This is a genomic window from Tumebacillus avium, assembly GCF_002162355.1.
GTDB lineage: Bacteria > Bacillota > Bacilli > Tumebacillales > Tumebacillaceae > Tumebacillus_A > Tumebacillus_A avium.
In genome coordinates this window covers 4,943,027-4,955,010 of sequence record NZ_CP021434.1, presented here as the reverse complement: position 1 = coordinate 4,955,010, position 11,984 = coordinate 4,943,027, and the positions used below count along the sequence as shown (strand labels likewise).

Annotated in this window: 2 protein-coding genes; both read left to right on the top strand. The window is 60.9% G+C overall.

What is annotated here, in order from left to right:
• Window positions 1-6 precede the first annotated feature (6 nt).
• Window positions 7-7,923 carry a non-ribosomal peptide synthetase gene (locus tag CBW65_RS22940; RefSeq protein ID WP_087458876.1) on the top strand — a complete coding sequence of 2,639 codons (7,917 nt, stop codon included), beginning with the start codon at window positions 7-9 and terminating at the stop codon, window positions 7,921-7,923.
• Window positions 7,924-7,925: 2 nt separating this feature from the next.
• Window positions 7,926-11,879 carry a non-ribosomal peptide synthetase gene (locus CBW65_RS22935; protein ID WP_087458875.1) on the top strand — a complete coding sequence of 1,318 codons (3,954 nt, stop codon included), beginning with the start codon at window positions 7,926-7,928 and terminating at the stop codon, window positions 11,877-11,879.
• The last annotated feature ends 105 nt before the right edge of the window (window positions 11,880-11,984 follow it).

Here is an 11,984-nt window from a genome sequence, read left to right as displayed (position 1 = left end):
AAAAGAGTGACAACGAAAAACCTTCCGGCTACGCGGCGCTCGAAACTTTCCGGATCAAAACAGGCGCTTTTGGAAGCCCGGCTGCGCGGCGGAAAACAGGCGGAACAAGCGGAGGAGATCCAAAAGCGGGCGGCGGGTACCGCCCCGCTGTCCTTTGCGCAACAGCGCATGTGGATTCTCGACCGTCTTGACCCCGGCAACTCGGTGTATAACGTTCCGATGATCTGCCGCTTGCAGGGCAGCCTGCAGACGGAGGTGCTGGAGCAGGCCTTGCAGGAGATCGTCCAGCGCCATGAAGTGCTCCGCACGACGTTTGCAGAAGTGAACCGGCAATTGATCCAGCAGATTCAAGAGGTGTCGGCGTTTGATCTGACCGTGCTCGACCTGTCCAATCTCCCGCTTGCCCAGCGGGAGGAGCAGGCCAAGCGGGCGGCCGATGCGGAAGCGGGGCGCGGGTTTGACCTGACGCATGGGCCGCTGTTCCGAGCCCTGCTGATTCGATTGGCGGCGGATGAGCATCTGTTGGTGCTGAATCTGCACCACATCGTGTCGGACGGCTGGTCGACGTCGATCTTCATGCGCGAATTATCGGTGCTGTACCGGGCTTTCTCAGCGGGCGAACCGTCGCCGTTGCCGCCGCTCGCCATTCAGTACGCCGACTTTGCGGCCTGGCAGCGGGAGCAGTTGGCAGCGGGCAAAGAGCTGAAAGCGCAGGAGGCATATTGGCAGCAACATCTGGCGGGCACCCTGCCTGTGCTGCAGCTTCCGACCGATCATCCGCGCCCTCCCGTGCAGTCGTATAACGGAGACTATCTGACCTTCCCGATCCCGGCAGCCACGGCGCAGCGGATTCAGGAGTTGAGCAGACGGGAAGGCGCCACGCTGTTCATGACGCTGCTCGCCGCCTACAAAACGCTGCTCCACCGCTACACAGGACAGGATGACATCCTGATCGGCTCCCCCGTTGCCGGGCGCAACCGGACGGAGATCGAAGAATTGATCGGATTTTTCGTGAATACGCTGGTCTTCCGCACCGACCTGTCCGGGGAGTCTTCCTTCCGGCAAGTGCTGCAAAAAGTCCGCGAGAGCTGCCTGAACGGTTTTTCCAATCAGGATGTTCCGTTTGAAAAGCTGGTCGAGCTGCTCCAGCCGGAGCGGGATAGAAGCTATTCGCCGCTGTTCCAGTCGATGTTTATCCTGCAGAACAACGCGCAGCAATCGTTGGAGCTGGGCGGCGTGACCGTCACCCAGGAGGACGCGAGCTACAAGCATGCCAAATTCGATCTCTCCCTCGCCGTGCAGGAGACGGAGGGCGGGATGATCGCCGATTTGGAGTACAACACCGACCTGTTTGAGCGCGCGACGATCGAACGGATGGCCGGGCATTTTCTGGTGCTGCTCGAAGGGATCGCAGCCGACCCGGACCAGCCGATCGCAACCTTGCCGCTGTTGACCGCTGTGGAGCGTCAGCAACTGCTCGTCGATTGGAACGAGACAGCGGTCGCCTACCCGCACAACCTGCATTTTCATGAGATGTTTGAAGCGCAGGCGGAGCGCACACCCGATGCGGTGGCGGTCTCTTGCAAAGGGGAATTCCTCACCTACGGCGAGCTGAACGAGCGCGCCAATCGCCTGGCCCGCCGCCTGCAGCAGCACGGTGCGGCGCAGGATGTCTTTATCGGCATCTGCGTTGACCGCTCGCTGTGGATGGCCGTCGGCCTGCTCGGAATCTTGAAGGCGGGCAGCGCGTATGTGCCGCTCGATCCGTCCTATCCGAGCGACCGTCTCGCCTACATGGTGGAAGATGCAAAAGTGCCGCTTTTGCTGACCGAATCGCACTTGCTTGGCGTGCTGCCTGACGCGCACGGCGCGAAGACGATCCTGCTCGACAGCGAATGGGAGGACATCGCCACCGAAAGCGCAGCCAATCTGCAGGCGGCGGTGGAAGCCGACCATCTGGCCTACATGATCTACACGTCCGGCTCGACGGGCCGTCCGAAAGGGACGATGATCCGTCACGGAGGTCTGAGCAACTACCTGAACTGGTGTACGGAAGCGTACGAGGCGAAGTTGGGCACAGGAGTGCCGGTGCACTCGTCGATCGCTTTCGACCTGACGATCACCGGGATCTTCGCGCCGCTTGCCGTCGGGCAAAAAGTGCTGATCGTGCCGCAGGACGACGGGGTGGAAAGCCTGGTGCAGGTATTGCGAGAAGAGGAAAATCTGACCTACATCAAACTGACTCCGGCGCATCTCAAACTGCTCAGCCAGACCCTGACCGGCGCAGAAGCGGCGAAGATGGCGCGAGGGCTGGTCATCGGCGGCGAGCAGCTGACCGGAGAAGACATCGCCTTCTGGCGGAAGCATGCGCCGCACACCAAGCTGTACAACGAGTACGGCCCAACCGAAACGGTGGTCGGCTGCGTCGTGTACGATGTGCCGGCCGATGATACGACGGCCGGGGCAATTTCAATCGGACGCCCGATTGCGAACACAGAGCTGTACGTGCTGGATGCTGCGCTGCAGCCGGTGCCAATCGGCGTGCCGGGCGAACTGTACATCGGCGGGGCAGGTGTGGCGCGCGGGTATCTGAACCGTCCGGATTTGACTGAAGAGCGGTTTGTCCGCCATCCGTTCGGCAAGGAAGACACCACAGCCCGTTTGTACAAGACGGGCGACCTGGTGCGCTACCTGCCGGACGGCAAGCTGGAGTTTATCGGCCGCATCGACCATCAGGTGAAGATTCGCGGCTTCCGCATCGAGCTTGGCGAGATCGAAACGGTGATCCTCGAACACCCGGATGTCAAAGAGGCGATCGTCATCGACCGCGAAGACGTGCCAGGCGATAAGCGTCTCGTCGCATACGTCGTCAGCGGGGAGGAGCAGGACCTGGAAGCGCTGCGGATCGCAGTGGCTGCCTTGCTGCCCGATTACATGGTGCCGTCCGCGTTTGTGCCGCTGACCGCTCTGCCGCTGACTTCAAATGGCAAAGTGGACCGCAAAGCGCTGCCGGCGCCGCAGCAGACCCGTACCGCAGAGACTCCGTTTGTCGAGCCGCGCTCCGCTCTGGAACAGCGTCTGGCCGCCATCTGGGCGGAAGTGCTGGGCATCGAAGCGATCGGCCTGCTGGACAGCTTTTTCAAACTTGGCGGTCACTCGCTGCTCGCGACGCAGGTGATGTCCCGCGTGCAGGAAGAGTTTGGCGTGCGTCTGCCTTTGAGCAGCATGTTTGCCGCCAAAGACCTAAGCGAATTCGTTCGGCAGGTTCAGTCTGCCGTGCCGGTTGCGGAGGAGCAGGGGACGATTCAGCCCGTTTCCCGGACCGGTCGTCTGCCGCTGTCCTTCTCGCAGATGCGCTTGTGGTTCTTCGACCGCTTTACGCCGGGCAGTTCGATGTACAACATGGCGCATCCGTTCCGCCTGCAAGGCGAGCTGTCCGTGCCGGCGCTCACAGCGGGCTTGAATGAAATCGTCCGCCGTCATGAAGCGCTCCGCACGACGTTTATCTATGATGACATTCAGCCTGCGCAGGTGATTGCGCCGCTGCTCACCATTGAAGTGCCGCTGATTGAGCTGACCGCGCTCCCCTTTGCGGAGCGGGAAGCGGAAGCGCTGCGGCTGGCAAAGTGCGAAGCGATGCTGCCATTTGACCTGGAGCAAGGGCCGTTGATGCGGGCGCAGTTGATCCGCCTGTCGGAACAGGACCATCTGCTGCTGCTCAACATGCACCATATCGTCTCGGACGGCTGGTCGATGAGCGTGTTCCTGCAGGAGCTCGCCGAGCTGTATGAAGCGCACGTGCAAGGCCGCGAGCATCAGCTCGCACCGCTGCCGATTCAGTACGCCGACTTTGCGGCTTGGCATCGCGCCTGGATGCAAGGGGATGTGTTTGAAGAACAGCTCGCGTATTGGAAGCAAAAGCTCAGCGGCAGCCTGCCTGTGCTGGAACTGCCGATCTCCGGCCCGCGCAAAGCGGAGATGACGCATAACGGAGCGGCGCACGGCTTCCATCTGTCTGCCGAACTGCGGGACAAGCTGCAGGAGATCTGCCAGCGTACAGGCGCGACGATGTACATGACCCTGCTGGCCGCCTTTAAAACGCTGCTCTTCCGCTATACCGGGCAAGACGACCTGCTGATCGGCTCGCCGATCGCCGGACGGGGCCGCCGCGAGCTCGAAGCTTTGATCGGGATGTTCATCAACACGCTGGTGCTGCGCACCGATCTGACCGGCAATCCTTCGTTTGCCGAGCTGGTCGGGCGGGTGAAAGACGTAACGCTGGAAGCGTACACGCACCAGGACATCCCGTTTGAAAAACTGGTCGATGAGCTGCAGCCGGAGCGCAACCTGGCGCACTCGCCCCTATTCCAAGTGATGTTTATGCTGCAAAACATGCCTTCCGCGCAGCCGGAGATGGCCGGCGTGAAGCTGGAGCCGGTGGCGATTGAAGAAAACCATGCCAAATTCGACCTGACGCTGGCTATGCAAGAGTCGGCCGACGGGATGATCGCTTATTTTGAATACAACCGCGACCTGTTTGGCCGGGAAGCGATCGAGCGGATGGCCGGACATTTTCTGGGGCTGCTCGAAGGGATCGCAGCCGACCCGGACCAGCCGATCGCGACCTTGCCGCTGTTGACCGCTGTGGAGCGTCAGCAACTGCTCGTCGATTGGAACGAGACAGCGGTCGCCTACCCGCACAACCTGCATTTCCATGAGATGTTTGAAGCGCAGGCGGAGCGCACCCCCGATGCGGTGGCGGTCTCTTGCAAAGGAGAGTTCCTCACCTACGGCGAGCTGAACGAGCGCGCCAATCGCCTGGCCCGCCGCCTGCAACAGCACGGCGCGGCGCCGGATGTCTTTATCGGCATCTGCGTCGACCGCTCGCTGTGGATGGCCGTCGGCCTGCTCGGAATCTTGAAGGCGGGCAGCGCGTATGTGCCGCTCGATCCGTCCTATCCGAGCGACCGTCTCGCCTACATGGTGGAAGATGCAAAAGTGCCGCTTTTGCTGACCGAATCGCACTTGCTTGGCGTGCTGCCTGATGCGCACGGCGCGAAGACGATCCTGCTCGACAGCGAATGGGAGGACATCGCCACCGAAAGCGCAGCCAATCTGCAGGCGGCGGTGGAAGCCGATCATCTGGCCTACATGATCTACACCTCCGGCTCGACGGGCCGTCCGAAAGGGACGATGATCCGCCACGGAGGTCTGAGCAACTACCTCAACTGGTGTACGGAAGCGTACGAGGCGAAGTTGGGCACAGGCGTGCCGGTGCACTCGTCGATCGCTTTCGACCTGACGATCACCGGGATCTTCGCGCCGCTTGCCATCGGGCAAAAAGTGCTGATCGTGCCGCAGGACGACGGGGTGGAAAGCCTGGTGCAAGTACTGCGCGAAGAGGAAAATCTGACCTACATCAAACTGACTCCGGCGCATCTCAAACTGCTCAGCCAGACCCTGACCGGCACTGAAGCGGCGAAGATGGCGCGAGGGCTGGTCATCGGCGGCGAGCAGCTGACCGGAGAAGACATCGCCTTCTGGCGGAAGCATGCGCCGCACACCAAGCTGTACAACGAGTACGGCCCAACCGAAACGGTGGTCGGCTGCGTCGTGTACGATGTGCCGGCCGATGATACGACGGCCGGGGCGATTCCGATCGGACGCCCGATTGCAAACACAGAGCTGTACGTGCTGGATTCCGCGCTGCAGCCGGTGCCAATCGGTGTGCCGGGCGAGCTGTACATCGGCGGGGCAGGTGTGGCGCGCGGGTATCTGAACCGTCCGGATTTGACCGAAGAGCGGTTTGTCCGCCATCCGTTCGGCAAGGAAGACACCACGGCCCGCCTGTACAAGACGGGCGACCTGGTGCGCTATCTGCCGGACGGCAAGCTGGAGTTTATCGGCCGTATCGACCACCAAGTGAAGATTCGCGGCTTCCGCATTGAGCTTGGCGAGATCGAAACGGTGATCCTCGAACACCCGGATGTCAAAGAGGCGATCGTCATCGACCGCGAAGACGTGCCGGGCGTGAAACGTCTGGTCGGCTACATCATTCCGGCGCAGGGCGCAGAGCTGTCCACCGCCCGGCTGCGGGAACATTTGCTGGCGGCGCTGCCCGACTACATGGTGCCGCACGCCTTCGTTCTGCTGGAGAACATCCCGCTTACCTCCAACGGCAAAGTCGACCGCAAGCTCCTGCCGGCACCCGATCGTCAGCGCTCGGAGGAACGGAATTCCTTTGCCGCGCCGTCGACGCCGATGGAACTGTTGCTGGCAGAAGTTTGGCAGGAAGTGCTTGGTCTCGAACGGGTCGGCGTGCAGGAGAACTTCTTTGAGCTGGGCGGTGACTCGATCATCGGCATTCAAATCATCGCCAAAGCGAAGCGCGCCGGGGTGTCCCTGACCCCGAAGCAGCTTTTCCAGCACCAGACGATCGCCCAACTCGCCCTTGTCGCCAAGGCGCAGGAACAGACGCCGCAAGCGGAGCAGGGGCTGGTGAGCGGAAGTGTTCCGCTGTTGCCGATTCAGCGCTGGTTCTTCGAGCAAAAACTTCCCGAACCGCACCACTGGAACATGTCGGCCCTGTTTGCGGTCGATTCCTCGGTCACGGCTCCCATTTTGCGCGAGGCGCTGCAGGCGGTCGTCCTGCATCATGACGCCATGCGCCTGCGATTTACCAAAACCGGGGCGGTCTGGAAGCAAGATCATGCCGAGCCGCAAGCCCTGTCGTTTGACATCGTCGACCTCTCCGACCGCTCGGAAGCGGAAGCAGCCCAGGCGATTCAAGCCAGCGGAGCGCAGTTGCAGACCAGCCTCTCCTTGGAAGGACCCCTGCAAAAAGCGGTGTACTTCGACCTCGGCTCAGGTCATGCAGGCCGTCTCTTGTTTGCGATACATCATCTGGTGATGGACGGCGTGTCCTGGCGTATCGTGCTGGAAGACTTGCAGACGGCATGCCGGCAACTCCTGCAAGGACAGCTAGTTGCCTTGCCGCCGAAAACGACTTCGTTTAAGCGCTGGTCGGAGATGCTGGTCGAATACGCGCAGACGAAGCGTTTGAGCAAAGAGGCAGAGAGCTGGCTGACCCAGGCGAAGCAAGAGACGGCCGTCTATCCGGTCGATTTCCCGGACGGAGCCAATCTCGAAAGCTCCGTTCAAAAAGTCTCCCGGCGCTTGAGCGTCACCGAGACGCAAGACCTGCTCAAAGGAGCGCCCAAAGCATACCGCACGCAGATCAATGACCTGCTCTTGGCCGCCTTGGCCCGGGCGATGGCAAAAAGCACGGGACAGAATGCCGTGCGCATCGATCTCGAGGGGCATGGCCGGGAAGATCTGGGCAACGGAGCGGACCTTTCCCGCACCGTCGGCTGGTTCACCACGCAATTCCCGGTACTGCTCGCAGCCGGTTCGGTGGAAGCGTCGGAAAGCGACACGATCAAAGCGGTCAAAGAGCAACTTCGTCAGATTCCAAACAAAGGCATCGGCTACGGCCTGCTCCGCAGTTTGCGCGACGATGACACGGCCGAACAGCTGCGCAGTCAGCAACCGGCGCAGATCAGCTTTAACTACCTGGGGCAGTTTGAACAGGAGTCGGAAACAGGCGCGCTGTTCACCGGCGCAGGAGAAGCATTTGGCAAGGAGCGCAGTCCGGTCGGGACGCGCAGCCATCAGATTCAGATCCTCGCCGTCGTGACGCAAGGACAGCTGACGATCGAATGGGAGTACAGCTCCAATTTGCATCGCACAGAAAGCATGGAACGGCTGGCCGAGCTATACATGCAGGCATTGCGCGGCCTGATCGGGCACTGCATGTCGCCGGGCGCGGGCGGGTATACGCCGTCCGATTTCAAAGAGGCCAGATTGAGCCAGCGCTCGCTTGACACGCTGATGCTGAAACTGGCGTCGAAGAAAAGGAGATAAAGATGGAACACCTTGAATCGATTTACGAATTGTCCCCTTTACAGCAAGGCATGTTGTTTCACTCTCTCCTCTCGCCGGAAACCGGGATGTATATCATTCAGATGTACCATGAACTGCAAGGAGATCTAAACGTTGCAGCCTTGCGAAAATCGTGGGCGCGTGTGCTGGAACGGCATCCCGTCTTGCGCACCGCGATTTTCTGGGAGGATCTCGAAAAGCCCGTGCAAGTTGTGTTCAAAGATGCCGAACTGCCGTGGCAGGAACATGACTGGCGTGGTCTCCCGGCGGACGAGCAGGAAGGGAAACTGGAGGGGCTGTTGGAGGCGGAACGCAAACGCGGGTTTGATTTTACAGAAGAGCCGCTGTTACGCCTGCATCTGATCCGGCTCACAGAGCAGCGCTTCCGAATCCTGTGCACGACGCACCACATTTTGTTGGACGGGTGGAGCGTGTCGCTTTTGCTGCAGGAAGTGAGCGAAGGCTACCGTGCGCTGGCAGCCGGCAGGGTGCCCGAATATCAGGAGCGCCCGCCTTACATCGAATACATTGCCTGGCTGCAGGAACAGGACCTCGACGATGCGGAAACGTTCTGGCGCGGCATGCTCCAAGGCTATGCAGGGCAGCCGATGATCGAAGGCGAACAGGAGCAGGCGCACCGGTTTGGACAGCAGCACTTCAAGCTGTCGCAAGCGACGACCGCCGCGCTGCAAGCGTTGTCCAAACAGCACAAGATCACGATGAACACGATCGCGCTGGGCGCGTGGGCGCTGTTGCTCAACTTATACAGCGGAGAGGAAGATGTGCTGTTCGGCACCACCCTCTCCGGCCGTCCGGCCGAGATGCTTGGGGTGGACAGGATGATCGGCATGTTTATCAACACCCTGCCGCTGCGGATACAGGTGACACCGGAGATCGATGTCGTCTCGTACCTGCAGGGGATTCAGGAGCGGCAGACTGAGATTCGCTCCTTTGAATACACCCCGCTGGTAAAAGTGCAGGAATGGAGCGGTTTGCGCCAAGGCAAGCCGATGTTTGACAGCATCGTCGTCGTGGAGAACTTCCCGGAAGATCACGGGGACGGCAGCCGCTGGGGCGACATCGGAGTCGAGCCGCTCGACGTGCTGAGCAGCACGAACTTTCCGCTGACCGTTCTGGTTGGGCCAGGCAGGGAACTGGTCGTGCAGATCAAATACGACGCTGGCCGCATCGAGGACGCAACCGTCTCGCGCATGCTCGGGCATTTCCAGACCGTGCTCGAATCGATGTCCGGCAACATGGAGCAAAAGCTGGTCGAGCTGGAACTGCTCACCCCGGCGGAGGAGCAGCAGATACTGGTCGAATGGAACGACACAGCAGTCGATTACGGCGACGCCAAATGCCTGTTCGAGCCGTTCGAAGAGCAGGCCGAACGCTTCCCGGACCGCGTTGCGCTGGTCTTCGAGGGGCAAACGCTCACCTATGGCGAAGTCAATCGCCGAGCCAACCAGGTGGCACACCGCCTGCAAAGTCTTGGCGCGGGTCCGGAAGTGCCGGTTGGGATCTGCATGGAGCGCACGCCGGAGATGATCATCAGCCTGCTTGGCATCTTAAAAGCGGGAAGTGCGTATGTCCCGCTCGATCCCGATTATCCGAGCGAACGCCTGGCGTTTATTCTCGAAGATTCCGGCGTGCCGGTTCTGGTGACGCAAAAGAAGTTGGTGCAGACGCTGCCCACGGCGTCGCTCGAGGTGCTCGTCATCGACGAGGACCCGCAACTGCCGCTGCAAAGCGCGGAGAACGTGTTCAGCGGCGTGACCCCGACAAACATGGCGTACCTGATGTACACGTCCGGCTCTACCGGCAAGCCGAAAGGGGTCATCATCGAGCATCATGCTGTGGACACCCGCCTGAACTGGATGCAGCGCGACTACCAGATGATCGCAGACGACCGTATGCTGCACAAAGCGCCGTTCAGCTTCGATGCGTCCGTCTGGGAAATCTTCCTGACGCTGTCGGTCGGGGCGGCGCTCATCATCGCCCGTCCCGGCGGTCAGATGGACACAAGCTATCTCGTCGAACTGATTGCGAAGGAGCAGGTGACGGCTGCCTTCTTCATCCCGTCGATGCTGCAACTGTTCCTCGAAGAAAAAGATCTCACGTCGTGCACATCGCTGCGTCATGTGATGTGCGGCGGTGAAGCATTGCCCTTTGAGCTGCAGGAACGCTTCTTTGAGCGGATGAACGCCAAGCTCTGGAACCGCTACGGGCCGACCGAGTCGACGATCAACGCGGTCTTCTGGCAATGCGAGCGGGAAAGTCAGCGCAAAATTGTCCCGATTGGCCGTCCGCTCCACAACACGCTGGTCTACGTGCTGGATGCACACATGCGCCCAGTGCCAGTCGGCGTCGCCGGGGAATTGCATATCGGAGGCCCGGCATTGGCTCGCGGGTACTGGCAGCGGCCGGAGCTGACCGCCGAACGCTTTGTCCCCAATCCGTTCGTGAGCGACCCGGTGGCGCGGATGTATCGCAGCGGCGACATCGTGCGCTGGCTGCCGGACGGCATTTTGGAATTTGTTGGCCGCACCGACGATCAGGTGAAAATCCGCGGCCAGCGCATGGAGCTTGGCGAGATCGAAGCGGCGGTCGCGGCGCATCCGCAGGTGCGGGAAGCGGTCGTCCTCGTGCACGGCCGCACAACGGAGGAGAAACGTTTGGTCGCCTACGCTGTGCTCACCGAACCGAACTCCCTTTCCGCACGTGACCTGCTGGCGTTTGTCAAAGAAAAGATCCCGCTGGTCATGGTTCCTTCTGCTTATGTCTTTCTGGACGCCATGCCGCTCACGCCAAGCGGGAAAACGGACCGTAAACGGCTGCCGGAGCCCGATCTTGCGCATGGCGCATTGGAGACGGGCGTCGTGCCGCGCGATTGGGTCGAGGCCGGACTGGTCAAGATCTGGGAAAAAGTGCTCCGGATCAACTCCGTCGGCATTTTCGATAACTTCTTTGACATCGGCGGCCACTCGATGCTCGCCGTTATGCTCGGTAACGCCGTGTCCGCCCAGTTTGGCGTACAGGTTCCGCTGGCCGTGCTGTTCCAGCGTCCGACCATCGCCGAGTATGCGCAATACTTGCGGGCAGGAAACACGCAGAGCAGAAGCTGCCTGACCTTGATCCAAGAAGGCGACGGTGCACAGCCGCCGCTGTTCCTTGTCCATCCGGGCGGCGGCGGTTCGATGTGTTACTTCGAACTGGCGCGCGAACTTGGCGCTGAAGTGCCCGTCTATGGCATCAACTCGGCAGGTATCGACTGGGAAGAGGAGCCTTTGACCTCGATCCAGGCGATGGCTGGGCGGTATCTGCAGGAGATCCGCGAAGTGCAGCCGAACGGCCCGTACCGCTTGGGCGGCTGGTCGTTTGGCGGTACGGTGGCGTTTGAGATGACGCGACTGCTGGAAGCGGCCGGCGAGACGGTCGATTTCTTGGGGTTGCTCGATGTCCGTCCGCTCGGCCACGCCTACCCGGATCTGCAGGCGGAGCGCAGCGCCCTGGTCGAGTGGGCCGTCCTGATCGGGCTGGAAGAGGCGCAGTTCGAAGGCTTGACCGAAGCGGAAGCGGCCGAACTGTTCGTCGCGGAAGCCAGAGCGCGCAACTTCCTGCCTGAAGATGCGACGATCGAAGGGACGATGCGCATCGTCCGTGTCACCGAAGCGAACCAGCACGCGGCCCGCAGCTACCAATACACCGGCCCGGTGCAGGCGGACATGTTCCTCTACCGGGCGAGCGAAGTTTCGCCGGTCATCCCGACACCGCTGGTCGACGCCGGGAAATGGGAATCGCGCACGGCTGGCAGCCTGCAGGTGATCCCGATCCATGCCGACCATCACAACTTGATGGAAAGGCCGCAGGTGATCGAACTGGCTGTACAGGTCAAGCAGACGCTCGCTTCCATCCATCCTCTCGCGGTCACACGATAATGCCAAAAAAAGCAATCGCGCTCTTGCAGAGTGTCGATTGCTTTTTTCTTGCCTTCAATACTAAAATGAAGCTAATCCATTGCAATTAATTAATTTATGAACCGA

What these genes read in the sequence shown, in the direction of transcription:
- CBW65_RS22935 (WP_087458875.1), top strand. Translation starts at nt 7,926, where the DNA reads ATGGAACACCTTGAATCGATTTACGAATTGTCCCCTTTACAGCAAGGC.